The organism is Marinomonas sp. PE14-40 (genome assembly GCF_051623805.1).
In the GTDB taxonomy this organism is placed as follows: domain Bacteria; phylum Pseudomonadota; class Gammaproteobacteria; order Pseudomonadales; family Marinomonadaceae; genus Marinomonas.
The window spans coordinates 456,722-482,574 of sequence record NZ_CP130700.1; the positions used below are offsets into that span (position 1 = coordinate 456,722).

Below are 25,853 nucleotides of genomic sequence, written 5' to 3' on the forward strand. Positions count from 1 at the left end.
ATTTAATTTAGTAAGTTCTCATATAAACTAAAAAATGTGATTAGGGTTAATATTAGATGGAAAAGCATTTCAATACTAAGGACTTTATTGTCATCACAATCTTAGTTAGTTTGTGGGTAAATGCATCAGAAGTATTTAGATACTTTGTACTTGTTAGACCAGAGATGCATGATTACCTATCGGTTGTGCTAAACGTTGCTGATATGAATTGGGGTATTTTTGCAATCTGGGGCGTATGGGATACCTTACTAACTGCTTTATACGTTTTTCTCTTTTGGCTGTGCGCTAAAGTCTTTGGAAATAATATTAAGTCAATTTTAATCAGTGGTTTCATGTCTTGGTGTTTTTTCTTTTTACTATTTTGGGTTGGTTTAGCAAATATGAACCTTTCAAGCTGGAGTTATCTGCTTGTTGTGTTGCCACTCGCTTTAGTCGAAACTTTGGTCGCAGCATTTATTACCTCTAAATTATATTTAAGAAGGGCTTAATAGAGAGTGATTAAATCAATGCGGCCAAAAGAAATTTGAAACAGTTACCGTTAATTATAAGCCTCTATACACTATTAAATAGTAAGGAAACGGAATGATAACAATAGAAAGGCTAAATGAATCTCACCTTGAAGATATAAAACAGGTGACGCTTGCGGATGAGCAAGTGAAATTTGCAGGCACGGCAGAAGAGTTTCTTGAAGATGGCAGTGACTCCATCCATTTACATGTCATTAAACATGATGGTGTGCTTGTTGGCTTTTTTAAAATAGATACAGCTTATTCTGATAGTTACACCTTTTGCCAACAAAATGCATTGGGTCTAAGAGCTTTTGTTATCGATGTGAATCAGCAAGGGAAGGGGATAGGTACTGGCGCTGTAAAAGCGTTATTTCCTTATTTAAAACAAAGCTATTCAGGTTTTGATCTCATATATCTCACTGTAAATTGTAAGAACCCTGGTGCAAAGATGTGCTATCTAAAAGGGGGCTTTGAAGATACAGGGGGACAATATTTAGGCGGTGAAGCAGGGCCTCAGTATATTATGGTGGGGAAACTCACCAAATAATATTGTTAGAGATATTGCTGTTAATTAAGCTTATTTCTGTCTCTAAATTGCAGGATAAGTACCTTGATATTGAGGCACTTATCCTTTTGATTTTAACCACAACGTGATTAGCGCTTCTTTTTACTTGTTCCTTGTACTGCTTTAAATCTAGGATTTGATTTACATATTACAAATGTACGGCCACGACGTTTTACGACTTGGCAGTCTGGATGGCGTCTCTTTGCGCTCTTTAGAGAACTTAATACTTTCATGATCTACCCCTGATATTACCAAAACGATTCTTGAACCTAGAAATTCGACCATCTTTCTGTGTAGCACGTTGCTCACCTGTGTAAAAAGGGTGTGAGACGCTGGACACATCAATCGTTATATAAGGGTAAGTATTGCCTTGATATTCAATGGTTCGCTCAGTTTTAATCGTAGAGCCAATGACAAAATAGGTGTCTGCCACCGTGTCGTGGAAAACAACTTTCTGATACTTAGGGTGGATATTCGGTTTCATCTTTACCTCGTGATGTTATGTTATAACATTATATTCCCATTTTTATATCAAAGGTGCAAATGATAATCGTTGTTATTTGTGTTTTTTGAAGTGCATATTAATGAGTAATAAGAGATGAATTGCTCACAGCTTGATTGGATAGGTGATTTAGATAAATGAATCAAGTGTAAAGGTAGTGCTATGCTAGCAAGCTAAAAAAACAAAAGGATAGTATTTTGGAATCAATCATCAGCCACATTACATTGGGTACGAATGATTATGAGAGAGCCATTATATTTTATGATGCAGCTCTAAGGCCCTTAGGTTTTAGCCGTATCCCAAAGCCTAAAGGTAAGCCGCCTCTGTATGCGGTTAAAGGTGCCATGCCGCATGTGTATTTGTATCAACCTTATGATGGACAACCAGCTACTTGGGGGAATGGTACTCATGTGGCCTTTCAAGCCGTTTCCAAAGAAGTGGTTAATATTTTTTATAAGGAAGCGATTGCTAATGGTGGCTCTGATGAAGGTGCTCCTGGAATTAGAGAGGACTATGGTCCAAATTATTATGCGGCTTATGTGCGTGATCCAGACGGAAACAAGTTACAAGCGGTATGTTATTTAGACTATCAACAAGAGAACACTATTAAAGAGTAAGCATCATTTGTCTGCTCTTCAATTTATTACCTTACTTCCTATTTCTAAATATTCCGACTCTCGTTATGGGGAAATGATAGGTTTAGTAACGAAGTGAGTTAGGTACAGCAGATGTCTTAATTAAATCCAAGGAATGATAGATGATGAGAAATATCGTTATAAAGAATATTGAATCACGTTTTAAGTCAATTTTAGATATAGTTGAAAGTATAGAGCCTAAATTGCTTACAAAGCAGTTAGACATTGCTAAAAGCAAGTCGGTTGGTGAGCATATGTGGTGTATTGTCGGTGCTAGGGAAAGCTATTCTCGTTCATTAATTAAAGGCGATTGGGATGGTTTTGTTTGTTCCTTAGAGTGTGATGATAATCTAGAAGAGATTATTGATGCATTAAACTCTTCTAAGATGCTGTTCGAGCAATCTGTAAAAATTGTTGAGAATTGGACTCAAGCCAGAGATGAGCTTTTAGTTAACTTGCTAGAGCATGAAACCATGCATGAAGGTCAGTTAATCCGCCATGTTTATGGGCTAGGATACAGATTGCCTGATTCGATAAAATGGGCTTAAGTAGGTAGCGTATTCATTTACTTTTACTGGAAATAGCGTATTAGTTGAGATTCTTATCTACATGAAAAGATATTTCTGATGACTCAGCCTTAATGGGCTTTTTTAATTATATTTCAGAAAAATATAAGAAATTAGATATTGCCGTTAATAATGCATCACCCACTTCGGCTTAATGTTAAGTGAGTTAATAATGGTCTAGAACGTATAAAATTGAGCCTACTTTAAAATGTGTGAAATTTCATTCAGTTATAAGTATCAGTGATGTTGATGCTCTTTAAAATAACAGAGAATCTTAGCTCTCAAGAATATTTCACTAGGTAAAAACGCTAAAACAAACACAGATATACTCTCAATACTAATGCAGTTTATATTCGATGAGGTAACGGTTTGGTTATCGCGATGGATAGTGAATGGAGAAGTGTTGATGAAAGAGCTGGATCAAGCGCCATTAACAGGTGTCGAACGAGAGTTAGAAGCGGGTAGTGCTCTTATCTCTGTCTCTGACCTTGAAGGTATTATTACTTATTGTAATGATCAATTATGTCAGTTTACCGATTACACTCAGGAAAGCCTAGATGGTCAACTTCAGCGAAATTTAGGTGCAGGAGGAGTACCTTTCTCTATATTCAATAATCTATATACAGCATTAAATGATGGCAAAGAGTACATAGGGATATTAAAAAACCGTTGTAAAAATGGTGATCATTATTGGGCCGATGTTTATTTTATGCCCATTTACAAAAATGGAAAACTTGCAGGTATACAGTCTATTCGAAGTAAGCCTGAGTCTGAATTTGTTGAGCGTGCTAAAAAATTATACCCCAAAATGTTGAGTAACAAGAAAGACCTTTCTCTTATCCGATGGTGGAGGAAACGTGGCTTTCATACCAAATTAAATATTACTTCAGGCCTTGTTATTTCATTTATTATGGGGACATTGGTGACGTACATACCTGAATCTACCACTCCTATTGTAACGGCATACGCCAGTTTAATGCTGCTAGTTTTGGGCAGTATTACTTTTATGTCAGCAAGTCTTAGAAAACTATCAAAAGATAGTGAATCTATTATTGATAGTGAATTGGCTCGTGAACTTTACGCTAATAGGTTAGATGAAATTGGCCAATTACAATTGGTGATACATGTATTAAAAGCAAAACTAAAAACGGCTTTAGGGCGAGTAAACGAAGCTTCTGAAGAGTTAGTCGAACAAACCTTCTTATCACAAGAGGCTGTTAGTAGCACCCAAGCAGAAATGCAACAACAAGGACTAGCGATTGACAGCATTGCTGCGGCTATCGAAGAAATGACGACTAAAGTGAGTGATGTAGCTAGAAATACCAGTGATGCTTCAATCGCTACAATAGCCGCCGACAAAATTGCGGATGATAGTCGTACCATTATTAAGAAAACGGTCACTATGATCAATGCGATGTCTGAAAGAGTTGAAGAAACTAAAAGCTGTATTAGTGCTGTTGAGAAGCAGAGCGAAGCCATTGGGGATGTGTTGAACGTTATCCGTAGTATAGCAGAACAGACTAATTTATTAGCTTTAAATGCTGCAATTGAAGCTGCTCGTGCCGGTGAACAAGGAAGAGGTTTTGCGGTTGTTGCAGATGAAGTGAGGTCTTTAGCGGCTCGAACTCAAGGTTCAACAAGTGATATTGAAGAAATGATTGCAGCGTTGCAGAGTTCAACAGAAGAAACTGTTCAAGCCATGAATATAAGTGCTCAACAAGCATCAGCAAGTATGGAACAAACCACTCATGCGACCGAAGCATTAGATAATATTGCTCAACAAGTGAGCTTAATTAATGATCTAAATACTATGATTGCGAATGCAACTGAGGAACAATCAGCCTCGTCACGTGAGATAGCTCAAAAAGTGCACGGAATTAGTGCGTCGGCAGAGCAAACGGTGAAGAACTCCGAAAAAAGTCTTCAATCTAGTAACACGGTTACCGAATTAACTAACAAGTTGAATGGTATTATCAGTAGTTTTAAAATGTGATTATGTAATGAAGTTACTGACCCTTTAAGCTTTACTCATTGACTGTATTCTTAAATTTTTGAGGGATACTTTTTGTGTCATTTACAAAGTCTATCTTGAAAGCTCCATAATACTTAGAATTGTTAAAAAATTATTAAAATTTATTACAGGTTCATATCTTGACCCATATCATGAAGGCTCACATAATGTCGTGCGCCTTAATGTTATCAAAATCAGGCTGGAGTCTAGCCTAGCTTATCTTTGATAACGTTGGATTCTTACTTTTCTTATCAGTGTTTAGCCATTCTGACATGACAAGCCAATTATTATTCATGCGCTCAAATTTTTATTAATCGCTCTTAATTTACAAGGTAGTCATTAACGGCATGAGTAATCTTAACGCCTCCCTCGATAACGATATTAAAACCCTTTATAAACATAGCCGCTTTCTTCGTAAGATCGCTTGGATAGTTGAGCTAATTGTTGTTTTTATTGGACTTTGCATTTCGGTTTCTCTTCTCGTCGATGGCGATAATATGGTCAGCAAGCTTACGTTATCGGCACCATTTGTCATGATCTCCCTTGTTGAGTTGACCAAGATCCCATTTGTGATCGGTTTGTGGAATGCTAAGAAATCTTTTTTGATGTACCTTATCATCATAAGTTTTCTTTGTATTATTACCTTATCATCATAAGTTTTCTTTGTATTATTACCTTATCATCATAAGTTTTCTTTGTATTATTACCTTTGAAACCTTACTAAATGGCTTTGAACGGGCGTTCTCGTCAATTAATAATCAAATCAATTTAAACGAAATATCCATTGGTGAGATTGAAAATAAGATTCAGACTAATGAAGAAAACATTCTCTTAGCATTAGAAGATTATCAGTCCAAAACACAGAGTATTAATGTGAGTAGGGATGTGATTGCTAAAAATTTCGATGAGAAGTTTGCGTCTGCCGCTCAAGCAAACAAAAATCTTTCAAAAGAAGCGTCAGGTCTTAGGGTGCAACTTGATTCATCACGAGAAGAGTTGATTCAGCTTAAAGTCGAAAAATCCGACTTGCTAAAAGAGTTATCAGAGAAAAAAGAAGAACGCTTTCAAACGGTTCTAACCCGATCTCAAGACTCAGTTAATCTCGCGCAACAAGAAAGGAGCCGTCTGTTAGCTAAAATAGAGTCTTTAAGGGCCGAGAAGGAAGTTGCGGTAGAAGAAAGTAGCTTCTTTACTTCTAACCAGGTGAAGCGAGAATACGATGAGAAAATACGTTACACCGAAGAACAACTTGCCAATATCAATGATAAAACCATCACAGGTGAAGAGAAAACACTGGATGTGAAATCTGTTGAATTCTTGGACAGTTATTATGCTGACTTGCTAAACCTTAAGCAGGATATGATTAGCCAAAAACAAGAAAACATTGATTATATTAATGACAGATACATTAAAGCGATTTCTGCCAGTGATTCTAGCTTATTGGCACATAAGGCGAGGCTTGAAAAAGAAAAAAATACTGCTCTGGGCCGTTTAAACCAACAGCTTAATTCGATTAATAATGAATTTGCTGAACAAAAACGTTATATCAATGATCTGAAAAAAGAGAATAACCAATTACGTTTTGATATTCGTGTTGTTGAGAGCGAAACCAATACACTTGCTCTATCGAACCAGATTTATCGTATGGCCTCTTATGTTGATAACGTGACCCATTATAAAGAGATTAAAAAAGACACTTTAACCTTAGTTGGCTTGATTTGGTTTGGATCGTTGGCATTAATTGGCTCGATTACAGGTATCGCGTTGACACTTTCTGGATTGCATCTAAACAGACTGGCAGGCAGAAAAGAAGAAGCAAGAGCCAAAGCGTTATTAGCGAGTGGGTCAACGTCAGCGACTTAACGAGACATATTTTTCTACCTACCCATTAATTAAAACCACTTTACTCAAAGTGGTTTTTTTATGCTGCATAAGGTGATTTCTTAAAAGGCTGCTGTAGCATGAGTTAAATAACTAACCTAGTTCTACAGCTTAAGTAAAAGCAATGGAAGCGACATGAAACAAAGAGAGCAAATTGAAATCAGAGTGACTGATAAGAATTCTCCTTATTTAGATGAAGTAGAGCGTTTATTTCAGTCTGAGTGGTCTGATTTTAAACTTAGTAATGACTATAACGAGAATGCAAATTTACCAGCCGTTATTGTTGCAACATTGGATAATGAGCTAGTAGGTGGCTTGGCATTTTCTCGATTCAAAGAGCCAAATCTTGAAGGTGAGGTTATCTGGATTAATGCGGTATTTGTTGAACCTGAACAACGCGGTAAAGGTTTGGCTAAAGCCCTTATTCAAGAAGGTGTGGCGCAAGCCTCTTTGTTTAAGCAAGCAGACTTATATGCATACACTAATGTCCCTAAGCTTTATCAGGATATAGGTTGGCGTGAAGTAGATACTGAGAGTGAGCCAAATCATAAGGTAATGAGCATTAAAACGTATGCAGATTAATAATTGGAAAGATATCGCTTATCTCGAAAATGGGACTCAAAGTCAGCATCAGGCTTTTAGGCTGTTAAAGAAGCATAAAGTCCTTGAATCACTTTCTGCTTTTGACCCTATTTTAGTCAGCTCTGTTTGTGTAGACCTTGATATTGAGAGTTCTGATTTAGACATTATTTGTCAGCATAATGGCTTAAACATCTTAAAAAATACGCTAAATGATACATTTGGAAACTATTCTCGTTATAAGCAATGGGAGAAGGAGTCGAATAATGAAGAGGTCGTGACATCTTTTTTTGTTGATGATATTGAGATCGAAATTTTCAGCTCAAGGCTTATGACTGAAGATCAATTTGCTTATCGACATTTAGTCATGATGGATCGTTGCTTAAGAGTAGGAGGAGAAAGGTTAAAGCAAAAAGTGAAAACCCTTAAGGTCTCAGGCATAAAAACTGAACCTGCTTTTGCTCAAATTCTTGGTTTAAAAGGTGATCCTTTTCTAGCGTTTCTTGAGTTAGAAAAACTTGATGATATTCAACTAAACACCTTGGTAAAAAACTCAGATAATATTTGAATAAATATTCTCTGAGTTTTTAATTCTCAATTATAAGCGGACAATCAATTTGCCTTTGTTTTCACCTGTTGTGAAAAGGTTTAGTCCTGTCATTGCTGACTCTAACCCTTCTAATACATGTGATCTGTGCTTAATTTTGCCTTGCACCACATAAGGGGCGAACTTTTCTAACAGAGCTGGCGCATTTTGGAAGTGATCTGTCATGACAAAACCTTCGACTCTTAATCGCTTCTTGATGATATTTGACCAGCTTGGAGCGGCTTGTGGTTCACCCGCTTCATAATCTGCAATCAAACCACAGACAATAATACGACCATGTTCATTCATTCTGTTGTAAATATGGTGTTGGATTGGACCACCTGTATTTTCAAAGAATAGATCAATGCCTTTAGGCGCTAATGTTGCTAGTTGTGCATCAAGATCATCAGATTTGTAGTTAATCGCACCATCAAAGCCAAGTTCATTAACTATCCAGTCTGCTTTCTCATCGCTTCCCACAATGCCAATGACATTTAATCCATCTGCCTTAGCAAGTTGACCAACAATTGAGCCAACAGAGCCTGCTGCACCTGTTACCACAAGTGTTTCTCCCGCTTTAGGTTGACCCACATTAAATAGCCCTTGTGTCGCTGTTAAGCCTGGAAGGGCGAAGAGAGATAGCACATCTGCATCAGGAAGAGGGGCATCAACCTTATCTAGTCCTTCTCCATTGCTTAAGTAGAGCTCTTGCCATCCCATCATGCCTGTTACTCGATCACCTTGATTAAAATCTGGGTGGTTAGATTCAATCACTTCACCTATACCAAAACTGCGCATAACTGTGCCAAGTTCAACTGGAGGAATATAGCTTCCTGTGTCAGCGTTCATCCAACCAAACATGGCTGGGTCCAGTGACATGTGGTCTTGCTTAACCAGCAATTCGCCTTCTTTTACAACTGGCTTTTCTAGTTGCACTGCTTGGAAAAAATCTGGGGTAATCGGGCCTGTAACATGGTGTTTGTTAAGATTTATCGCTTTATAGCTAGTCATAATTTTTATCCTAAAGAATCATTTTTGTATTCATCACTTTTCTAAAACAAAGCAATGTTGAAGCAATAGAGGTATGCTAAGTTATAATTTTTGATAGATATATGGTCTAAAATAGCTTTCTTTATTGTCTAAAAGACATTAATTGATGGACAAATAACTTAGGTGTAAAACAAATGGATCAACTCAGGGCATTAAAATACTTTGTTAAAATTGTTGAGTTAGGCAATTTTAGTAAAGCCGCAGCGTTTTTTTCTGTGCCGTCTTCTTCCTTGTCTCGTCGTATTTCAGATCTAGAAGAAAGCCTAGGGGCAACATTGTTAAAGCGCACAACGCGCGTGGTTCAGCCAACTGAGGTGGGCCGTGAGTATTATCTACAAGTCAGCGAAGTGCTTAATCAATTAGAGAAAAGTAATGAGGTAGTGAAAAGTTATCAGACTGTGCCAAGCGGTAAGCTTACGATTAGCGCTATGCCGGGTGTGGGTGAGCGTATTCTGCTGCCTTTATTAGATGAATTAAGTGAGATGTATCCTGATTTAATTTTAGACGTAAGTTTAAGTGATGAGTTAGCAAGCTTAAGTTACGATGAAGTGGATATAGCAATACGTGGCGGTCATGCACCTAATGAGCGAGTCGTGGCTTTACCTTTGATTGATAACACCTTTTACCCCGTTGCATCACCTGACTACTTAGCGCAAATGGGAACGCCAAAATCTGCATTAGAGCTTCCTCAACATAAGGGGATCTACTACCGCATGCCATCTGGTCCTCATCCTTGGTTATGTGAAATTGAAGGGCAATGGCGTGAGGTGTCTGCACCTGCTGTGATAATCAGTAATGCGGATGAATGGTTACTTGATAAAGCGGTACAAGGGAAAGGTATCGTTATGATGCCTCGTTGGATCTTAAAACCTTACGTAGAAAGAGGGGAACTGGTTGAGCTAGATATTCAACCTCAAGTGAGCATTACCCAGAAACCGGGTTTGGCGATTTATCTCCTATATCAAAAACAGCGTTATAAGGTACCTAAAATTAAAGTTGCGGTAGATTTTTTAGTCGAGCGAATTAAAGGGCATTATTGAGTCTCTTTAGAGAGTTGTTGACAAGGAATTTCTAATATATAAATATGAGGTGATGAAAACGAATCTTGATATGCAGCAGGTACGAATTATTACCATTCCTTAGGAATGGTGGATACTTGATGCATATAACTTATCAAACCCACCTCATGAGGTGGGTTTTTTTGTTTCTACCTCATGGGATTAATCTCTTTTGTAGGAATTAACATGAAAAAAATAGCCGTATTTGGAAAGCCCGGAAGTGGTAAGTCACGTTTAAGCAAGTCTCTAGCCTTAGCGACGAGCATCCCTTTGTATCAACTAGATTCAATCCTCTATCAAAAAAACGGTGACATGATAGAGCGTGGAATCTTTGATAAAACTCATGATGAGATACTCTCATCTGAAACTTGGATAATAGATGGTTTTGGTCCAATGGGCGCATTTAAACAGCGTTTAGATGCAGCAGATACCTTGGTTTATATCGATATCCCTTACTTATCAAGTTATTGGTTTGTGACCAAGCGGATGCTGAAAGGTGTCGTAGTGAAACCTGAAGGCTGGCCTGAGGGGAGCTCAGTCATAAAGGGCTCAATACAAAGCTATAAAACATTACGATTGTGTCCAACGTTTTGGAATAATGATTTCTTAGATGCTCTTAAGGCAAAATCTAGTAATCAAACCGTGCATATAATCAAAACCGTATGCGAGTTAAATCGCTTTGTTAACCAGTATGTAAATTAGAGTCTGGCTCGATACAGCCACTCATAAAAAGCAAACCAATAAAGGGAGTTATGCATAAATGCTTACTGTCATGCTTCATGCAAAAGTAAAAGAACAAAACTTGGAAGAATTTCTTGAAATGATTCGTTTATTAACCGAGAAAACGACCAAAAAGGGATGTGCTTCTTACATATTTAATCAGAATCGAGATATTCCAACGGACTTTGTTTTATATGAACAGTGGGAAAACCAAGAGGCTTTGGATGCCCATATTAGTGAGCTGTTTGAGATCTTAGGGCCAGCAAGGCCTGGAGAACCTATCCCTGCTAAGTTGATGGATATGTATGAAACTGTTGAGCCAGTTTTTTATAATATTGTAGGTCAAAGCTAAAGCGTTATTTGAAACTTAACGTTAGGTTTCCTTTATAAATAAAGTGTCTTGGCTGACTCGATATTGGGTCGATAAACTCAAGCTCTTTCGCGAGAAGCTGTAATGGGGCTTGATAGTTATCGGCAGATTGAGGTTCTAATTCCGGGTAGTATTTATCATTTAGAATAGGCCAGCCTAATGACTGCATATGAAGACGTAATTGATGGGTTTTACCTGTTACGGGCTTTAATTCGAATAAAGCCAGGCTATCAGCTTGTTGAGTACAACGAATAATAGAATGACTATTAGCTTGTATGCTGTTTTCGCTACCTTCTAAAATTTGCATGCGAAAGCTAGGTTTGCCTTTCACTATTCGGTTTTTTACCTGCCATTCTTGATCGATAAGACTTTCATTTGCGTCTATCTTGGCTATGGCTTGATAGGTTTTGTTTATTTTCCTTGTCTCGAACAAGTCATGATAATGTTGGCTTGTTTCAGGATTAACCGAAAAAATGACTAAACCTGCGGTGACTCTGTCTAATCTATGCAGTGCTTGTAATGACTCAATACCTGTGCGGCGTCTCAAACGATTTTGCAAACACTCATTCACATAAATCCCTCCTGGCGTTACAGGTAAAAAGTGGGGTTTATAAGCCACTAAAATATCCTGATCTTGAAACAGAATTGTTTCTTCGAAAGGGATTTTAGGTTCGTTTTCGACTTCTCTGTAATAGTAAACCCTTTGCTGGGGCAGAAAAGCCGTCTCAGCTGTGATTGATGAGCCATCATGCCAATGTACTTTGCCATCAAGCATACGTTGTCGCCAAACAGCTGCATCAATAAAGGGAAATTTAATGATGAGATATTCCAAAACTGTCGTAACCCCAGGGTTAACCTGTGGCAAGCTGAGTTTTGACGGCTGTTTAGACATTGACATTGAGTAATCCATCTTTAAATTTGTTTAAGCTGATTAGTACATTTTAAACAAATAATAGGTTTGTTGTTATTCTTACTTTTCTTATATGAGTCAAATAGTTATCTTATGAGATAGTGATTTGCCTTGCTCCAGTTTTGCTGAATAATATAGTGATATGAATAGGGCATAAAGCTCAAACAGAAAAATTAAATAAGGAAACCGTATGTCTAGCACTGTAGTTAATTTTGAATTCGAAAAAGAAACCAAAAATAGTGTCCGTTATAAAGAAGTACCTGAGGAAGGGCAGGCGCCCATTGTTGGCTCTATTTATGTACAAAAGTGGTTTGCAGGATCGAGTAAAAATATTGCTATCAGCATTGAGAAGAAAGATTAATCGCTGGTTCCCTAGAGCTCTTAAGATGTTTTAAGCAATATATAAATGGAACGTTAAGACTTTACAAAGGAATGGTAAACAAAGCACTATGATGAAAACTCTATTCTCATTTATCTTTCTTAGCGTCTCGCTGAGCCTTCAAGCTGGCTCTATTGAGCTTACTGAGCCCGAATTAAATAATCCCTTCAAAATAACGAATAGCCATACCCTAGCAATCGAATCTCAGCTGTTAGGGCGTGATTACGAACTCTATTTAAAGCTACCAAGAGGCTATTTTGACGAGAATAGCCAGTCCAAACGCTATCCTGTTTTATATTTAAATGATGGACCACATACCTTTAAGGTTGCTTCTGGCGTAACGCATTTTCCTAGTATGGATAAGGCGATCTTGGTAGGGATCTCTTTTGCTAAAGGAGAAAATGGTCAATTTAGCCGAGTGCGTGATCTCACGCCCGAAGTAGATAAAAGCTGGGTAAACTATAAGACAGGTGGAGCGCCTGCTTATTTAGGTTTTATTCAGAAAGAAATCTTTCCTCTTATTGATGGTCAATATCGCACGGATGTTAATAAGCGAATTCTAGCAGGGCATTCTTTGGGTGGCTCATTTGCTGCTTGGGTGTTAGTCACTAAACCCGCACTATTTTCTGCATATGTACTGAGCAGCCCATCCTTATGGTTTAAACAGGATCTGATATTTGCGTTAGAAGAAAAGTACGCTGATAAGCATGCAAAAATGAATGCTAAGGTGTTTATGGCCACAGGGGCATTAGAAACACTTAAAAATGGTATGCGTAATGATATGGTGAATGGACATAAACGCTTTATGAAACGTTTAGAATCTCGTGGATATCATGGTTTGCAATTAAAAGGTGAGGTGGTTCAAGGTACGGACCATTACTCAACCTTTCCAATTGGCCTAACAAAAGGGCTAATGTGGATTTATCAGGATATCTAATTGGTATCTGCCGAAACTAGCTAGAGTTTATTAAGGGCTCTTTTCTAGGCTAGATATTAGATGCGTCAAAAAGGCTTTAACTTTCTGAAGAGGGTATTTTCGCCCTGAGTAAAAAGCGTGTAATACCAAGTCTTCTGGTTCTTCATTAAGTTTAATTTCGATTAAATTCCCTTCGGCTATTTCTGCTTGGCAAGCATGTAGTGGCAATATGGCAAACCCCAAACCTTTTAACGCTGCTGCCTTGGCAAGGTTACCGCTATTCACTTTATAGCTGGACTCAACTTGTAGTTTTTCTTGGTTTTTAAAACGCCAAGGTGTGCCCTGTAACACAGATAAACTTGTAATACAGGGGGATTTGCTAAGTGCATTCAATGTACTTGGTGCGGCATGCTTTTTGAGCAGAGAGGGTGATGCTACGACGCAGCTGGTCCAACGTAGTATTTCTTTTGCTACCCAACCAGAATCTTCTAGCGGCCCACGGCCAAAGCTTAGTATCAAATCAAACCCATCTAATAAGCCTTCATTTGGGTTTAATTGAGTATCACAACTTAACTGAATCTGGGGGTGCTGTAGACAAAAATCCGCAATGACTTCTCCCATGAAAGGAAGGTCTGGCGTGATCATTTTAAGGTGACCAGACACTGATTCTCCATGTAACGAGACTTCCTCTAATGCATCATCCATCGCTTGCATTAAGGGTATTAGTGAGTGGTAGAGTTTTGTGCCTGCAGCTGTTGCCTGCATTTTTCGGGTCGTTCTCTCCAATAAACGCGAATTTAGCGACTTTTCTAATAGAGATACGTGACGACTCACATTCGAACTCGGTAGCTGAAGTTGCTCCGCTGCTAATTTAAAACTTAATTGTTCGTAGACACTTTTAAAGCTAAGTAGCCATTGGGTTTCAATTTTCTCAATCATAAATTAACTCATTAAATGGGATTAACTTTTTAATAATTGCTAATTTATCCTAATTAATGAGTTTGTCACACTCTATTTCGAATTTAGTTTTGAGATAAAGGCGTGGTGATCAATATGAAAGAAAAAGCAGTAAAGCACATAGCCATTGTTGGTGCTGGTATAGCGGGTTTAGCCCTAGCTATTTTGGCGATTAAAAAAGGGTATCAAGTGAGTGTTTATGAAGCCAATACGGGCATTAAAACCATGGGTGCCGGTATTACCTTATGGCCAAATGCCATGTTTGTAACGCAAAAGCTGGGCCTTGATAAAGCGGTATTGGAAAAGGGCGGATTGCCAGCATTGATGCAGCAATACGATAAAGAAGGGCAACTAAAAGCAGAGCTTGATATAAAAGAAGTTAATACGCTTTGCGGGTTTAGTTCGGTCAGTATTTTTCGTCGTGACTTAATGGCTATCTTAGAGAATAAGTTGGTGGCATTAGGTGGAAGCATAAGGTTTTCATCTGCAATCAAAGCGCAAGATATTGAAACAATAGCAAGAGATGTTGACTTAGTCGTCGGTGCCGATGGACGTATGAGGTCTGTGGTGAGACAACATCTATTCAACGACTCTGTAGCACCTAATTACCAAGGTTTTGTGAATATTATTGGTACAGCTCAGTTAGAGACTCATGCATTAGAAGAGGCGATACAAGATTATCGAGGTGATGCTGAGCGCTTTGGCATCGTCTCTGTAAAAGGAGGGCGCTGTTATTGGGCCGCGGCTTGGTCTACTCAGCTTGATAGAGAAAGGCCCTTGTCTGAATGGTATGAAGAGATGCATGAACGATTTCAAGATTGGCCTGATTCGGTTAAAACAATATTGAGGCATTATGAGCCTGCGTCACTTAACCGTATTCTTGTTCATGATATAGCACCTTTATCTTATTGGCATAAAGGTAATGTGCTCATTATCGGAGATGCGGCGCATGCACCCTTACCGACTTCGGGCCAAGGTGCCTGTCAGGCTTTAGAAGATGCTTGGCATTTAGTGAATCTTCTCAATGAGCATAACGCACAAGATAGTGAGCAAGCGGGCAAGACTAATAATTTGGAAGAGGCTTTAAATCAATTTTATCAAAGTCGTATAGATAAAACGACTGCTGCTCAAAACGTCGGACGAAGGCTTGCTAGCCGTATTTTCTCTTCATCAGTTGAAGCAAGTGCTAGCACAAAAACTGATCCATCTCAGTTAGGTGCAAGTGTCTCTGCTAATCAGTTAAGAGAGTTTTGGATGCAAGGTCTCACAAGCTAGGGAACCTGCGATTAAGTCACCTCTTCTCAGTCTTTTCGGAAAAAGCGTCAAGCAAGGCGTCACTTTGCCGCTTTTTTCTGATAAGAGCTATAGGCACCTTTCGAAAAGGGACAACACGGGGTGACGCTTTTTCTGAAATGCCGTTTAGGTATTCTTCAAAGACCCGAAGGGCGTGGTCTAAAAGCCCTATCTTTAAGTTGAGGGCCTTATCAATAGAATAACTATTAAGTTACGCCCCTCGCCATAAACCTAGGCGCTTTTATCCACACGCTGAGGCAGGAGGACTTATTCGCAGGTTCCCTAGTCAGTTCATAAACTCTCTCGTCGCTTTTTTTAAGCTATTCTGTGTTTTCGAGTAAGGTGCTTTCTTCCTCTGAGGTGTGGAATAGCTTGAGGCTAAAGGTCAGAATGCTGGCAAACGCCGTAGCAAAAATAAGTATTTCAAGTACGGAAAACCAATGACCTAAGCTAAAAACGATGAAGCCTGATAAGGGTTTACTGACATTGTTCACTATCATTAAAAGCCCCATAACCTTGTTATAGTCTTTTCGAGCAATGATCTCCATTCTTCTGGTACGTATGTAAACGTTGAACATGCCATCAAACCCGAGTATGAGCATGGCTCCAATAACAAAAATTTCAAAGCTGTTGGCAAAGCCTGAGATAAAACCTCCTAGGCTCACACACACAAAGGCAATGATGCCAAGTTGTGTTGGTGTCGTACGATCCGATAGCCTGACTATCATGATGAGTACAATGATGGAGGCAAGGGCACCTGCCGTTTGTAAGCTCGCAAAGCTACCTGCATCTTTTTCAAAGTATCCAATTACTGCAGGCGCACCAATGGCTAACAAGGTGCCATAAATAAGATTTAATAAGAAAGTTGACAAGACAATTCGCTGTAGTGGCTTGGAATTAAACAGATAACTCTGCCCGACGCTAAAGTTTGCAGCAAGTCGTTGTTTTAATGAGAGCAAGCGATCTGAAGGTTCATCAAATACATCTTGTTTAGCGCCTTTTAATAACGCCATGTTTGCAATAATAAAAATGAATATGAAACTTGCTAAAACCCAATGAAATTCAGCAATGCTTAACGCAGCTGCAAAGATGATGGGTGCCGTTACCAAAGCTGTTTGCTCTAAACTCTGAACCTTAGCTTGTACCTTAGAAAAGTATTTCGACTCTATTAATTGGGTTAGTAAGGTCTCTTGTGCCATAAAATTGATGGCGAAACCAAAGCCATTAAACACAGATAGGGTTACTACGAGAGCAAAAATTATTTGGTTATTTTGCCCATCAAGAATGAATAACCCAGTTGCGACAAGAATGCTCACAAAAGCTCTAGTGATATTAACTAGGCTCATCAGCTTGATTAACGGGTATCTATCGATTAGTAGACCCGCCACAGGACTAAAAAATACCTTAACCAAATACTCAATCGTAAATGCGAGACCAGCTAATTGGGCGCTTTGTGTAGTTTGAAAGACAAATAAGGGGATTAAGAACATCAGACCATAGTCTGCTAGGGCTGTCATAAAACGATTAAGGTACAAATAGATATTCACTGGCTAATCCTTGCTATAAATAATGTTGGCAAGTCTATTTGATAACTTAAAATAGTGTAATACACTTAATATCTAATTCACTCTTAGTTTAAAGGAACTAATAAGACGATATGTCACGACATGGAGATAAGTTTCAGCGAATGCGAATTTTTGTTACCTTGGTTAAAGCTGGTTCTTTTGCGAAGGCTGCAGAACGTTTACAGATAAAAAGTCCTACGGTCAGTAAAGCCATACAACTACTGGAGAAAGAGCTACAGACCCAGCTAGTGGTCAGAAGTACTCGTACCATGTCTTTAACGGATACTGGCCAGCGTTACTATGATAAAGCTGAATTTATTTTGAATGAGTTGGATGAGTTAGAAAACGAAACAAAACAAGCGCAAGGAACACCTAAAGGTAAGCTCATGGTAACGACTCCTGTCTCTTTAGGGCAGCATTTACTTGCACCGCTTATGCCCAAGTTTATGAAGCTTTACCCTGAACTTGAGGTTGAACTCGATTTATCAAACCACTGGCGAGATTTAAAACGGGATGGTTACGATGTGGCTATTCGATCTAAAAAACCAGGTGCAGATCTAGGTCTATATTGCTTGCCAATTAAGCCCTTATTACCCATTTTAGTAGCAAGCCCTGAGTATCTTGAAGCTAATGGTACGCCAACTCATCCTGAAGAGTTAAAGGCACACAGTGTTATTCTCCATAAAGGTGGTGATCGTTTATTTAATCAATGGAAATTCTCTAACCCGGAAAAGGGAGAGTTTGCCTTTGAGGCTCAAAGCCGTTACATCAGTAATCATATTCCGGTTTCTATTGAAGGTGCATTACAAGGATTGGGAATTCTAAACACCTATTCTGTCTACGTTGAGGAAGCGTTGAAGGATGGTGCATTAATGCAATTATTAGCTGATTTTGAACAACCAGATATTGATCGTTTTGCGTTTTATCATCAGAAGCGTGCACTTTCACCTAAATTAGATGCTTTTTTAAGCTTTTTAGAAGAAGAAATAGGGATGGAGAAGTAAGCATTATTTCGTTAGTTTTAAGCTTATTTCAATTTGATTAGTGTAGGAAAATAGGGAGAGACAATATGACATTAAGAGCTGAGTTGCTGATCCAAGAGTTAACACGTATTGATGGGGTTAAGATCACAAAAGAAGAAGCCAAATATCAAAAAATGGCGCTATCACCTTTTGTATTTTATCGCGGATCTGCTCAACTTTTTTATGCTGATATTGCTTCTGGCTCCTTAGTTGTCCCTGAGGCTTTGAAGAGCCTGCCTTTAACCTGTGTGATGGGAGATTGTCATACTTCAAACTTCGGTTTTTTAACGGAAGAAGGTTCCCATGGGGAGAGTGTTATCTTCTCGCCAAATGATTTCGATGATGCCTGTGTTGGCCGTCCTGAATGGGATTTATTAAGGTTCTGCTGCAGCTTGGCTTTATCTACTGAGCACTGTCGGCTAGAAGCTGAAGCAACGGACGAAGTAGTGACTCAGTCACAAGTAGAACAAGGGATAGAGTCTTTTTTAAAAGGCTATTTATCTATTTGTGAGCTAGCCTTCAAAGGCGAGAAACATCTACAAATGGCCATGGATAGAAATGCACTGGAAGATTTCTCTATCTTAAATAAGCTTTTTAAAAAAGCACAAAAAAGGGCAAGAGGCGGTGAGCAGTTTTACCAAAGAAGCACATTAGCCAAAGCGATTAAGTTTGAAGACAGGTCTTTATCTTTTAAGGATATAGAGGAGAAGTTCCAACCTTTAGAAGATAATCTTTATCAAGAGTTGTCAGCTACTTTTGGGCCCTACATGGATGATCATATCTGGGACATTGTTGCCCGTAAAAATGCAGGCACAGGCTCGGTGAATATGTCACGTTATTACTTTTTAATTGGCCCAAAAGACTATAAAGGGTTAGAGGATTTAGCCTTATGCCACCTTGTTGAAGTTAAAAAGCAGAGAGAGGCTGCTCCTATCTATTTTTCCCCTGGTTTGAGTCCAAACAACCGTTTAAATCCCGCCCATTTAACCATAGTGTGTCAGCGTAAAATGCAACGTTTTCCGGATTTAGTATTGGATGAGGCAGAATGGCGAAATGAGCATTGGTTAATTCGTTCTAGGCATCATGCAAAAGTAGGTATCGACCCTGAAGATATTGCCTTAGGTAAAAAAGCAGCATTGAAAGGTGGTTTTATTGATTATGCCGTTGCCTGTGGTAAAGCTTTGGCTTTAGCTCATTGCCGTGGCGACAGGCGTTCTTTGGCTTTTGAGGAGAGTGTTGCTCGTATTCTACCTAATTGTATTAATGATATTAAGGTCTCTAGTTTGTCTTATGCTAAGCAAGTAAGTGACGATTGGATGTGGTTGAAAAGCAAAATTTAGCATATGTTGTTTCGGCCTTTAATTTTTATGTACCGTTAAATAAATTGCTTTAAAAATAGAGCCTAAATCGAGATAAAAGGTCATGAGTAATATCTCGATATCAAGGCTTAAGTGCTCAACAGATTACCTATATTAATTAATAGATACTAAAATACCCCTGATTTTGCATCGTCGAAGGCTTGGCGTATTTGTTCTTTTGTATTCATAACAAACGGGCCGCCTGAAGCAAAATCTTCATGCCAAGGTACGCCACTAATTAACAAGAATTGGCAGTTCTGTGACCCATTTAAATCAATCTCTAATAAATCTTTTATGACTAAGGTTTCTCCGGCCATAGTTGGAACATTATTAACTGTCAGCTTACCTGTCATGACAAAAAGCAACTGGCTACTATGCTTTTGCTCTAATTTAATAGCGCTGCTCTCTTGCTGGCTTGATTCGAGCATACTGCCATGTAAAACACGGATATCAGCAAATGTTCTAACAGGTCCTGTTTGATCTTGATAGGAACCTGAAATCACTCTCAATTTTAAATTATCGTGTTTTATATTAGAAATTTGCTTGGCCGAATAATTACGAACATATGGCTCACTCATTTTTTCATGGGCAGGAGTGTTAACCCATAGCTGTACTTCATGGAATTCGTTCGTTTCCTTATCGGCCCAAAAATCTCCGCCATGTCGAATACCTTTGCCAGCATTCATTTGTTGAACTGCCCCGTTTGTTAAGAAAGGGCGCTCTTCGAAGACAGTGTCTAGATGATGAAGGTTACCTTTAAACATAAAGGTAATCGTCTCAAAACCACGATGAGGGTGTATACCTTGATCTCCTGATAGTCCCCAATTGTTTGGCATGGTTGAAGGGCCGATATGATCAAGCATAATAAATGGATCGGTACCTGCTAAATGACTATCCGCTTTATAGGTTAATTCACTTGTCGGGAATGCTCGTTTGTCACAAGTTCCTGGTATTAAATTATCAATTCTCTGATTACCTACTTTAAAAATGCTCATAGTTATGCCTTAAACTGGATTGAATATTTTAAACCTGTTTGCTGAGCTTCTTGAAGGAAGCATGCAAGCGCTGACTCGATAGGTAACATGGTAATTGCAATTCAAACAGGGATTAATGGGGTGAAAATAAACTCACTATTTCCATTTGTGTGGATAATCGCATGATTTAACACTGTCAAAATACCTTAAATTGGGAATAATCGGCTTAATCTAAATATCGTTTCAGTTTTGTGTAATATTTTCATAAGTATTTGTAATTTATAGAAAAATAAATATTATGGGGTGGCCGAATAATATGTATTTTTATAAAACGCTGGATAAGCGTGTGTAAGACTTGATGAAAGTCACATGAATTTAACTTTCATCAGTAAGATCAACTTTAGGTTTAACATTGAGGGAACAATGCAGAATAAAAGAGCGAGAGATGCGTATAGCCGCTATTTTCGATTAAATAATAAACGTAGCTTGTCGACTATGTTACCAAGTGAACTATCTATTATTGAGTCACTTGGACTGATCGCTTATATAGATAAAACCCGTAAATATGATAATCAAATTTTAATTCACCGATCTTGTGATCTCGACTACCTAACTAGTGTCTATAGTCTATATGACCCTGAGTCTCTTCCTGAAATTAGTATCGAAGCGGGACTAGAGAGTGATGAGTTGAAACTCTGGCTTAATGAGCATGGATATCAACCAAGTAATCAACATGATTTTTTGAGCTTAAATCGATCTCAAGCAAAGCTTAATCGTATGCAACTAAATAATGTGACTGTTGAGCGTTGGCAAGTAGATAGGGCAGATGACTTTTTAGCATTGCTAAAAACGTCTGGACTGACCTGTAGTGATCAAATCTGGAAAGAAAAAAAATCTTACTACTGTACGGAATCATTTCGTGTTTTCATTGCCTACTTTTATGGTAATCCATGCGCGTGGGCAACATCTTATGTAAAAAATGATGTGGCTATTCTCGCTAATGCATTCACACAAGAGGACGTTAGGGGACAAGGGTGTCAATTAGCACTGTTAAATACTCGAATTGAAGACGCAATAGCCCTTGAGACTGAGCTGATTTTGACGGATGTTATTCCTGATAGTATTAGCCAAAAAAATTGTCGTAGTGTGGGTTTTATTTCGGATGGCATTAGGCAAGTTTGGGTAAGGGGGTAGTCGTTTTACCTGAATTATAAAAACTTCATCATAGTTACCCTGTCATTTTTTGCGAGGCGCGTAAGTGGAAATACGATCCATCAACTGGCAAGACACACAAGCGATAAGGCATAAGGTTTTATGGCCAGATAAACCGATTAGTTTTTGCCATATTGATGGGGATGAGTTGGCTCAACATTATGGTGTATACAAGTCTGGGTGTTTGGTTTGTGTCGCTTCTACCTACAAAGATAAAGACGTGGCAAGGCTTAGAAAGTTTGCCACATTAGAGGCATTTCAAGGGTTAGGAATTGGTTCACATTTGATCAAGCATATTATGCGACAGCTGCAAGAAGAGGGGATAAGGCACTTCTGGTGTGATGCCCGTAAAACGGCTGCTGGTTTTTATGAGAGGCTAGGTATGGAAAAACGTGGAGAAGAATTTAATAAATCAGGCGTCTCCTATTTCAAGATGAGTATTCATTTTGCCGAGAAGCAATCATAAACTTTACCTTCATTGTTTTTCGACTGCTTAGATCAATGAAGTCGTTTAAAAAATCAAAAAATTAACACGTTTGTCGCATTTGCAGTTATAGTAGCCCGCGCTAAAGTAATTTCTGTTTTTTTAACTTATTGGTTTAAGGGGATTGTTACCTTAGAAGTTAGATTAAATAATTAAACTCAAGTCGTTGTAGGAGAACAAACAAGAGTGCTTAGTTGCATTTCTTTGTCTGGCTTGTTCATCATTAATGTTTAGCAAGGATAGCTGTAACCATGATTAATCGTTAGATTGGAACCCAATGAAAAATAATTCTAAAGCAACAAAAAATACCGGCATTTTTAAACACAAAGAAGATCGCTGGCCCGTTACCATTATCCTCATGCTTACCCTCTTAGATTTTGTTTTATACTTCACTCTTGAAAATACGACTTTGCTTATCGGCTACTACTTATTAATGATTATTCCTAAAGGCGTTATTTGTGCTTGGAACCATCATCATCAGCATTTGTTTACCTTTCGCTCTGACGCGTTAAATCGTGGACTAGAGTTCTTTTATGCCTTGCATACTGGGGTAACGACTAACTTGTGGCGTTTGCACCATGTATTAGGGCACCATGTTAATTTTCTAGATCAAGAAAAGGATGAAAGCCGTTGGCAGCGTAAAGATGGCTCAAAAATGGGCGTGATTGGCTATACATTAGAAGTTGCTATCACAGCTTACCCTAGAGGTTATTCGGTGGGTAAACGCTTTCCAAAACAGCTAAAGCCATTTTTAACCTACTTAGCACCTACTTTTTTGATTGTTGCGCTTCTCGTTTGGTTTAACCCTGTTGCTGGCTTTTTCTTATTTGCACTTCCAATGATAACTAGCTTGCTTTTCACTGCTTATGTAACGTACGATCATCATTCTGGTCTTAGTACAGAGAATGAGTTTGAAGCCTCTTATAATAATTTGAATAAAGTATTTAACTTTTTAACAGGTAACTTGGGATATCATACTGCCCATCACTACCGCCAAGGGGTGCATTGGTCTAGATTGCCTGAGTTACATGCCACGATTGCTGATAAAATTCCTGAACATCTCTACTTGCGTTCTTTATTTTCGCATAGATAAAGACGCTAAATGATCCAGTGCACTAAGCCCTTTAGTGCACTATCTCTCTTGTATACTTTGCCCTAGAGCTTCCTTGATTATATTTATACTCTTTTAATGCTTTAAAATGAGCATATTAATCTGTTCATTATTTGGTAGTTTTTCTCCAATTAACTCACCTGTTTCGGCATGATAAGCTAAGCCTGTCATTACTTTCTTAAATACACCTTTCATCATAGGGCGCATCAAAAGGCTTCCCATTAGTAAGCCAAGCGGCCCACCTTTTACAACGAAATCTGCCGACATAAAAATCTCACAGGATTTAGCATTGATAGCCTTAACGCTCATGTTAGCTTGCATGCTTTTAAGGGGAAGTGAGTGATCAGACAGAAGCATGGTATAGCCTTGGCCTTCCTGATATTCGATGATCTCTTCTACTAGACTAGAGCCATCTTTAAAGGTGCAGCGACGCTTGGCACCTAATCCTCGATGAATATCATTGATGATAGGGGATGAGGTAATAGTGGTTGCAAACTTCTCAACGCTGGCATAGTCGTCAAGTATGTTCCAAACTTGCTTAGCGGGTAGGTTAACTTTAATTGTGTGTTCTGCATGATGTGCCATGGTTATTTACCTTTCTATAAGTGAGTTAGATCTTTAATAAGGACATTTTTCGTTAAAGCTGCGTGCTTTAATTAGGTTTGCTCCGCTTTTATGCCATTAATAATGATGACAATAGAGCGTATGAGATTGCGCTCGAAATCAGGCTTTAACATTTGAAACTCTTCTAAGGCATAGACCTGATTAAGCGCATCGTTTTGCTTGCTACCAGCCCAATAGTTAGCTGTAGCGGCATAACTTAACGTGAGAAATTGAAACGCATTTTCACCTTCAAGAGCGGGGTAAATTCTGCTGATTTCAAGAGCAAGTTGATATAGAAGCCCTTTGGACATGCGTTTGAACTCAATCAATTCTTCGTAGGAAGAATTCGCTTCTAACGCAATAAACATAAGGGGAGTCAGATCTAAAAACTCTGGGTGTTTTAATAAGGTCTTAACCCAGGCTTGTGCAAATTTGAGGTTGTCTTCTTCAAGGTTAAAAGCCTTTAACTGTGCGATGCAGTCGTTAAACCAACTTTCAAATAAGTCGCCGAAAACATTCAAAAACACTTCTTCTTTAGAAGTGAAATAACGGTACATATTGGACTTGGTAAAACCTGCTTGAGCTGCAATGCCGTTAAAACTTACGCCTTCGTAGCCTTTTTCTTTAAAAAGTGTGAAAGCAGCCTGATAGATGGCTTCTTTCCTTTCACTTTTTTTATCGTCTGTTCTCGCTCTTTGCCAATCCATAAATTATTTTTCCTGACTTAAATCATATAAGTGTCTGATGGTCTCTTATTTGTAGGTTAAAAGACCGATGGTCTCTTGTCAAATATTTAATCCAAAATTGATGATTTTTATTATGAGTATTTTATCGGCTTTTTCGTCTTACAAGCTGTGTTTAATGCTGTTTAAGGTAAGAATAGAGTCGTAATCTTGGTATCATATTTTTAAGAGCATCCATGGAAAGGCTGAGAGTGAAATGAAAGTTGAATTGGTGAATCAATTAGTTAGGGTTTTCTCCGAAAGAGTAAGCTTGACGCAAGATGACTGGGATAAGTTGTTAGCGGAAATGACTTTTGAGGTTTACCAGCCAAAAGATTTTATATTTTCTTTCAATGATAAACCGAACAAAATTTATTTTGTGATTGAGGGGATTGGACGATATTTTTATATTGATCAAGAAGGAAAAGAACGGAATAAATCTTTAGTAAGGACTGGTGGAGCGTTCGCCAGTATTAGTACCTTAGTAGAAAACAGCTCAAGTCCTTTTTATACCCAAGCTATAACCCAATGTCGGGTTGCGGCAATAGATTATGCTTCTCTCGTAAAGCTTGCACAAGTACACCCAAATATAATGGCTTTTCTTCTACAGCTTTTTGAACGCCTTGTGTTAAAGAAGGAGAAGAGAGAAGCCAGTTTTTTACTTCTGTCGGCAAGAGAGCGTTATCAAATATTTTTAAAGGAATTTGAAGATGAAAGCCATTTGATCCCCTTAAGGCATGTGGCTATGTACCTTGGTATTACAGATGTGAGCTTATCTCGGATTAGAAAAGAGATGGACTTAACATAGGTAAAGGTGAAACCAAATGTTTCCCAGTAAAGTAACTGAACACTTTATTGGAGAACGGAAATGAAAAAACTACTGCCACCTATATTATTTTTACTTTTTATTCTTTTGATATTAGCGAGCTGCTGGTTATTAGGTTCGCGTCATAATTTGGTTTTCCCCTACAATTTGCTAGGCATACCTTGGATCCTGATTGGTTATTTGATGGCGATAAAAGGAAAAAACCTATTTAAGAAACTAGATACCAACATCATGACATTTGATAAGCCAGATAAGCTGGTGACTGAAGGGCTTTATCGTTTTAGTCGAAACCCTATGTATCTTGGCTTTGTAATCGCCTTGATTGGTGTTGCACTAGTAAGTGGTGCTGCCATTAGCTCGTTTTTATGGGTATTTTTATTCTTTATTATCACCAATAAGTGGTATATCGCGTTTGAAGAGAAGATGATGACAGAAACTTTTGGCCAAGAATATGTGGATTATTGTAAAAGGGTAAGGCGCTGGTTGTAA

General features: G+C 38.4%; 31 protein-coding genes. 22 read left to right on the forward strand and 9 right to left on the reverse strand.

Features of this window, described 5'->3' with window-relative positions:
- The first annotated feature begins 56 nt into the window (after positions 1–56).
- Complete coding sequence (locus tag Q0A08_RS02080) at positions 57–488, forward strand: hypothetical protein (RefSeq protein ID WP_438464486.1); 432 nt, start codon at positions 57–59, stop codon at positions 486–488.
- Between the two features lie 94 nt (positions 489–582).
- Positions 583–1,056 carry a GNAT family N-acetyltransferase gene (locus Q0A08_RS02085; protein WP_438464487.1) on the forward strand — a complete coding sequence of 158 codons (474 nt, stop codon included), beginning with the start codon at positions 583–585 and terminating at the stop codon, positions 1,054–1,056.
- A 107-nt stretch (positions 1,057–1,163) separates the two neighbouring features.
- Here Q0A08_RS02085 and ykgO read toward each other — a convergent pair whose 3' ends face one another.
- Positions 1,164–1,307, reverse strand: coding sequence for a type B 50S ribosomal protein L36 (gene ykgO / locus Q0A08_RS02090; protein WP_438464488.1), 144 nt, complete (start codon positions 1,305–1,307; stop codon positions 1,164–1,166).
- A complete protein-coding gene (locus Q0A08_RS02095; protein ID WP_438464489.1) occupies positions 1,304–1,558 on the reverse strand; it encodes a type B 50S ribosomal protein L31 in 255 nt (84 codons plus the stop codon). The genes ykgO and Q0A08_RS02095 overlap by 4 nt, the downstream gene beginning before the upstream one ends.
- Before the next feature lie 215 nt (positions 1,559–1,773).
- On the opposite strand from Q0A08_RS02095, the gene Q0A08_RS02100 reads away from it, so the two are divergent.
- From Q0A08_RS02100 to Q0A08_RS02130, 7 genes are all read left to right on the forward strand, one after another.
- Positions 1,774–2,193, forward strand: coding sequence for a VOC family protein (locus Q0A08_RS02100; RefSeq protein WP_438464490.1), 420 nt, complete (start codon positions 1,774–1,776; stop codon positions 2,191–2,193).
- Positions 2,194–2,333: 140 nt separating this feature from the next.
- Positions 2,334–2,759 carry a hypothetical protein gene (locus Q0A08_RS02105; RefSeq protein ID WP_438464491.1) on the forward strand — a complete coding sequence of 142 codons (426 nt, stop codon included), beginning with the start codon at positions 2,334–2,336 and terminating at the stop codon, positions 2,757–2,759.
- A 424-nt stretch (positions 2,760–3,183) separates the two neighbouring features.
- A complete protein-coding gene (locus Q0A08_RS02110) occupies positions 3,184–4,770 on the forward strand; it encodes a methyl-accepting chemotaxis protein (protein ID WP_438464492.1) in 1,587 nt (528 codons plus the stop codon).
- 365 nt (positions 4,771–5,135) lie between these two features.
- Positions 5,136–5,444 (forward strand): hypothetical protein, encoded by a 309-nt coding sequence (locus tag Q0A08_RS02115; RefSeq protein WP_438464493.1) that lies wholly within the window; start codon positions 5,136–5,138, stop codon positions 5,442–5,444.
- A 7-nt stretch (positions 5,445–5,451) separates the two neighbouring features.
- Positions 5,452–6,651 carry a hypothetical protein gene (locus Q0A08_RS02120; RefSeq protein ID WP_438464494.1) on the forward strand — a complete coding sequence of 400 codons (1,200 nt, stop codon included), beginning with the start codon at positions 5,452–5,454 and terminating at the stop codon, positions 6,649–6,651.
- A gap of 153 nt (positions 6,652–6,804) precedes the next feature.
- Positions 6,805–7,251 carry a GNAT family N-acetyltransferase gene (locus tag Q0A08_RS02125; protein WP_438464495.1) on the forward strand — a complete coding sequence of 149 codons (447 nt, stop codon included), beginning with the start codon at positions 6,805–6,807 and terminating at the stop codon, positions 7,249–7,251.
- On the forward strand, positions 7,241–7,816 hold the full coding sequence (locus Q0A08_RS02130) for a DUF4269 domain-containing protein (RefSeq protein ID WP_438464496.1): 576 nt from the start codon (positions 7,241–7,243) through the stop codon (positions 7,814–7,816). The genes Q0A08_RS02125 and Q0A08_RS02130 overlap by 11 nt, the downstream gene beginning before the upstream one ends.
- 30 nt (positions 7,817–7,846) lie before the next feature.
- On the opposite strand, the gene Q0A08_RS02135 is transcribed toward Q0A08_RS02130, so the two are convergent.
- Complete coding sequence (locus Q0A08_RS02135; RefSeq protein ID WP_438464497.1) at positions 7,847–8,845, reverse strand: NADP-dependent oxidoreductase; 999 nt, start codon at positions 8,843–8,845, stop codon at positions 7,847–7,849.
- Between the two features lie 173 nt (positions 8,846–9,018).
- Here Q0A08_RS02135 and Q0A08_RS02140 point away from each other — a divergent pair, with 173 nt between their 5' ends.
- The 3 genes from Q0A08_RS02140 (at position 9,019) to Q0A08_RS02150 (ending at position 11,014) form a co-directional block, all read left to right on the forward strand.
- The gene (locus Q0A08_RS02140; RefSeq protein WP_438464498.1) at positions 9,019–9,924 is read left to right on the forward strand and encodes a LysR family transcriptional regulator; all 906 of its coding nucleotides are present in this window, start codon (positions 9,019–9,021) and stop codon (positions 9,922–9,924) included.
- 204 nt (positions 9,925–10,128) lie between these two features.
- Positions 10,129–10,644 carry an adenylate kinase gene (locus tag Q0A08_RS02145; RefSeq protein WP_438464499.1) on the forward strand — a complete coding sequence of 172 codons (516 nt, stop codon included), beginning with the start codon at positions 10,129–10,131 and terminating at the stop codon, positions 10,642–10,644.
- A 58-nt stretch (positions 10,645–10,702) separates the two neighbouring features.
- Complete coding sequence (locus Q0A08_RS02150; protein WP_438464500.1) at positions 10,703–11,014, forward strand: putative quinol monooxygenase; 312 nt, start codon at positions 10,703–10,705, stop codon at positions 11,012–11,014.
- A 4-nt stretch (positions 11,015–11,018) separates the two neighbouring features.
- On the opposite strand, the gene Q0A08_RS02155 is transcribed toward Q0A08_RS02150, so the two are convergent.
- Complete coding sequence (locus tag Q0A08_RS02155) at positions 11,019–11,930, reverse strand: pseudouridine synthase (protein WP_438464501.1); 912 nt, start codon at positions 11,928–11,930, stop codon at positions 11,019–11,021.
- 202 nt (positions 11,931–12,132) lie between these two features.
- On the opposite strand from Q0A08_RS02155, the gene Q0A08_RS02160 reads away from it, so the two are divergent.
- Positions 12,133–12,303, forward strand: a complete 171-nt coding sequence (locus tag Q0A08_RS02160; RefSeq protein WP_438464502.1) for a hypothetical protein — start codon at positions 12,133–12,135, stop codon at positions 12,301–12,303.
- Positions 12,304–12,391: 88 nt separating this feature from the next.
- Entirely contained in the window at positions 12,392–13,258 is an 867-nt protein-coding gene (locus Q0A08_RS02165) for an alpha/beta hydrolase (RefSeq protein ID WP_438464503.1), read from the forward strand.
- 30 nt (positions 13,259–13,288) lie between these two features.
- Here the strand turns inward: Q0A08_RS02165 and Q0A08_RS02170 are convergent, their stop codons facing one another.
- Complete coding sequence (locus Q0A08_RS02170; protein ID WP_438464504.1) at positions 13,289–14,176, reverse strand: LysR family transcriptional regulator; 888 nt, start codon at positions 14,174–14,176, stop codon at positions 13,289–13,291.
- A 114-nt stretch (positions 14,177–14,290) separates the two neighbouring features.
- Here Q0A08_RS02170 and Q0A08_RS02175 point away from each other — a divergent pair, with 114 nt between their 5' ends.
- Positions 14,291–15,469 carry an FAD-dependent monooxygenase gene (locus Q0A08_RS02175; protein WP_438464505.1) on the forward strand — a complete coding sequence of 393 codons (1,179 nt, stop codon included), beginning with the start codon at positions 14,291–14,293 and terminating at the stop codon, positions 15,467–15,469.
- Between the two features lie 338 nt (positions 15,470–15,807).
- Here Q0A08_RS02175 and Q0A08_RS02180 read toward each other — a convergent pair whose 3' ends face one another.
- Positions 15,808–17,034 (reverse strand): MFS transporter, encoded by a 1,227-nt coding sequence (locus tag Q0A08_RS02180; RefSeq protein ID WP_438464506.1) that lies wholly within the window; start codon positions 17,032–17,034, stop codon positions 15,808–15,810.
- Between the two features lie 110 nt (positions 17,035–17,144).
- Between Q0A08_RS02180 and Q0A08_RS02185 the strand changes: the two genes are divergently transcribed.
- Together Q0A08_RS02185 and Q0A08_RS02190 are read left to right on the forward strand one after the other, a co-directional pair.
- The gene (locus Q0A08_RS02185) at positions 17,145–18,056 is read left to right on the forward strand and encodes a LysR substrate-binding domain-containing protein (RefSeq protein ID WP_438464507.1); all 912 of its coding nucleotides are present in this window, start codon (positions 17,145–17,147) and stop codon (positions 18,054–18,056) included.
- A 65-nt stretch (positions 18,057–18,121) separates the two neighbouring features.
- Positions 18,122–19,414: a DUF2252 family protein gene (locus tag Q0A08_RS02190; RefSeq protein ID WP_438464508.1), complete on the forward strand. Its 1,293-nt coding sequence runs from the start codon at positions 18,122–18,124 to the stop codon at positions 19,412–19,414.
- A gap of 146 nt (positions 19,415–19,560) precedes the next feature.
- On the opposite strand, the gene Q0A08_RS02195 is transcribed toward Q0A08_RS02190, so the two are convergent.
- Entirely contained in the window at positions 19,561–20,427 is an 867-nt protein-coding gene (locus Q0A08_RS02195; RefSeq protein ID WP_438464509.1) for a pirin family protein, read from the reverse strand.
- A gap of 402 nt (positions 20,428–20,829) precedes the next feature.
- Here Q0A08_RS02195 and Q0A08_RS02200 point away from each other — a divergent pair, with 402 nt between their 5' ends.
- The 3 genes from Q0A08_RS02200 to Q0A08_RS02210 all read left to right on the forward strand — a co-directional run bounded on the left by Q0A08_RS02200 (position 20,830) and on the right by Q0A08_RS02210 (position 23,195).
- Entirely contained in the window at positions 20,830–21,600 is a 771-nt protein-coding gene (locus Q0A08_RS02200) for an N-acetyltransferase (protein WP_438464510.1), read from the forward strand.
- Positions 21,601–21,664: 64 nt separating this feature from the next.
- Complete coding sequence (locus Q0A08_RS02205; protein WP_438464511.1) at positions 21,665–22,084, forward strand: GNAT family N-acetyltransferase; 420 nt, start codon at positions 21,665–21,667, stop codon at positions 22,082–22,084.
- Between the two features lie 295 nt (positions 22,085–22,379).
- Positions 22,380–23,195, forward strand: a complete 816-nt coding sequence (locus tag Q0A08_RS02210; protein ID WP_438464512.1) for a fatty acid desaturase — start codon at positions 22,380–22,382, stop codon at positions 23,193–23,195.
- Positions 23,196–23,288: 93 nt separating this feature from the next.
- On the opposite strand, the gene Q0A08_RS02215 is transcribed toward Q0A08_RS02210, so the two are convergent.
- Together Q0A08_RS02215 and Q0A08_RS02220 are read right to left on the reverse strand one after the other, a co-directional pair.
- Complete coding sequence (locus Q0A08_RS02215) at positions 23,289–23,798, reverse strand: SRPBCC family protein (RefSeq protein WP_438464513.1); 510 nt, start codon at positions 23,796–23,798, stop codon at positions 23,289–23,291.
- A 71-nt stretch (positions 23,799–23,869) separates the two neighbouring features.
- Positions 23,870–24,523 (reverse strand): TetR family transcriptional regulator, encoded by a 654-nt coding sequence (locus Q0A08_RS02220; RefSeq protein WP_438464515.1) that lies wholly within the window; start codon positions 24,521–24,523, stop codon positions 23,870–23,872.
- Positions 24,524–24,755: 232 nt separating this feature from the next.
- Between Q0A08_RS02220 and Q0A08_RS02225 the strand changes: the two genes are divergently transcribed.
- Positions 24,756–25,346, forward strand: coding sequence for a Crp/Fnr family transcriptional regulator (locus Q0A08_RS02225; protein ID WP_438464517.1), 591 nt, complete (start codon positions 24,756–24,758; stop codon positions 25,344–25,346).
- Positions 25,347–25,406: 60 nt separating this feature from the next.
- Positions 25,407–25,853, forward strand: coding sequence for a methyltransferase family protein (locus tag Q0A08_RS02230; RefSeq protein ID WP_438464518.1), 447 nt, complete (start codon positions 25,407–25,409; stop codon positions 25,851–25,853).

Bases quoted from the DNA above. Each gene is read 5' to 3' on its own strand.
- Q0A08_RS02080 (WP_438464486.1), top strand. From the start codon at position 57: ATGGAAAAGCATTTCAATACTAAGGACTTTATTGTCATCACAATCTTA.
- Q0A08_RS02085 (WP_438464487.1), top strand. From the start codon at position 583: ATGATAACAATAGAAAGGCTAAATGAATCTCACCTTGAAGATATAAAA.
- ykgO (WP_438464488.1), bottom strand. From the start codon at position 1,307: ATGAAAGTATTAAGTTCTCTAAAGAGCGCAAAGAGACGCCATCCAGAC.
- Q0A08_RS02095 (WP_438464489.1), bottom strand. From the start codon at position 1,558: ATGAAACCGAATATCCACCCTAAGTATCAGAAAGTTGTTTTCCACGAC.
- Q0A08_RS02105 (WP_438464491.1), top strand. From the start codon at position 2,334: ATGATGAGAAATATCGTTATAAAGAATATTGAATCACGTTTTAAGTCA.
- Q0A08_RS02110 (WP_438464492.1), top strand. From the start codon at position 3,184: ATGAAAGAGCTGGATCAAGCGCCATTAACAGGTGTCGAACGAGAGTTA.
- Q0A08_RS02115 (WP_438464493.1), top strand. From the start codon at position 5,136: ATGAGTAATCTTAACGCCTCCCTCGATAACGATATTAAAACCCTTTAT.
- Q0A08_RS02125 (WP_438464495.1), top strand. From the start codon at position 6,805: ATGAAACAAAGAGAGCAAATTGAAATCAGAGTGACTGATAAGAATTCT.
- Q0A08_RS02130 (WP_438464496.1), top strand. From the start codon at position 7,241: ATGCAGATTAATAATTGGAAAGATATCGCTTATCTCGAAAATGGGACT.
- Q0A08_RS02135 (WP_438464497.1), bottom strand. From the start codon at position 8,845: ATGACTAGCTATAAAGCGATAAATCTTAACAAACACCATGTTACAGGC.
- Q0A08_RS02140 (WP_438464498.1), top strand. From the start codon at position 9,019: ATGGATCAACTCAGGGCATTAAAATACTTTGTTAAAATTGTTGAGTTA.
- Q0A08_RS02145 (WP_438464499.1), top strand. From the start codon at position 10,129: ATGAAAAAAATAGCCGTATTTGGAAAGCCCGGAAGTGGTAAGTCACGT.
- Q0A08_RS02150 (WP_438464500.1), top strand. From the start codon at position 10,703: ATGCTTACTGTCATGCTTCATGCAAAAGTAAAAGAACAAAACTTGGAA.
- Q0A08_RS02155 (WP_438464501.1), bottom strand. From the start codon at position 11,930: ATGTCAATGTCTAAACAGCCGTCAAAACTCAGCTTGCCACAGGTTAAC.
- Q0A08_RS02160 (WP_438464502.1), top strand. From the start codon at position 12,133: ATGTCTAGCACTGTAGTTAATTTTGAATTCGAAAAAGAAACCAAAAAT.
- Q0A08_RS02165 (WP_438464503.1), top strand. From the start codon at position 12,392: ATGATGAAAACTCTATTCTCATTTATCTTTCTTAGCGTCTCGCTGAGC.
- Q0A08_RS02170 (WP_438464504.1), bottom strand. From the start codon at position 14,176: ATGATTGAGAAAATTGAAACCCAATGGCTACTTAGCTTTAAAAGTGTC.
- Q0A08_RS02175 (WP_438464505.1), top strand. From the start codon at position 14,291: ATGAAAGAAAAAGCAGTAAAGCACATAGCCATTGTTGGTGCTGGTATA.
- Q0A08_RS02185 (WP_438464507.1), top strand. From the start codon at position 17,145: ATGTCACGACATGGAGATAAGTTTCAGCGAATGCGAATTTTTGTTACC.
- Q0A08_RS02190 (WP_438464508.1), top strand. From the start codon at position 18,122: ATGACATTAAGAGCTGAGTTGCTGATCCAAGAGTTAACACGTATTGAT.
- Q0A08_RS02195 (WP_438464509.1), bottom strand. From the start codon at position 20,427: ATGAGCATTTTTAAAGTAGGTAATCAGAGAATTGATAATTTAATACCA.
- Q0A08_RS02200 (WP_438464510.1), top strand. From the start codon at position 20,830: ATGCAGAATAAAAGAGCGAGAGATGCGTATAGCCGCTATTTTCGATTA.
- Q0A08_RS02210 (WP_438464512.1), top strand. From the start codon at position 22,380: ATGAAAAATAATTCTAAAGCAACAAAAAATACCGGCATTTTTAAACAC.
- Q0A08_RS02215 (WP_438464513.1), bottom strand. From the start codon at position 23,798: ATGGCACATCATGCAGAACACACAATTAAAGTTAACCTACCCGCTAAG.
- Q0A08_RS02220 (WP_438464515.1), bottom strand. From the start codon at position 24,523: ATGGATTGGCAAAGAGCGAGAACAGACGATAAAAAAAGTGAAAGGAAA.
- Q0A08_RS02225 (WP_438464517.1), top strand. From the start codon at position 24,756: ATGAAAGTTGAATTGGTGAATCAATTAGTTAGGGTTTTCTCCGAAAGA.
- Q0A08_RS02230 (WP_438464518.1), top strand. From the start codon at position 25,407: ATGAAAAAACTACTGCCACCTATATTATTTTTACTTTTTATTCTTTTG.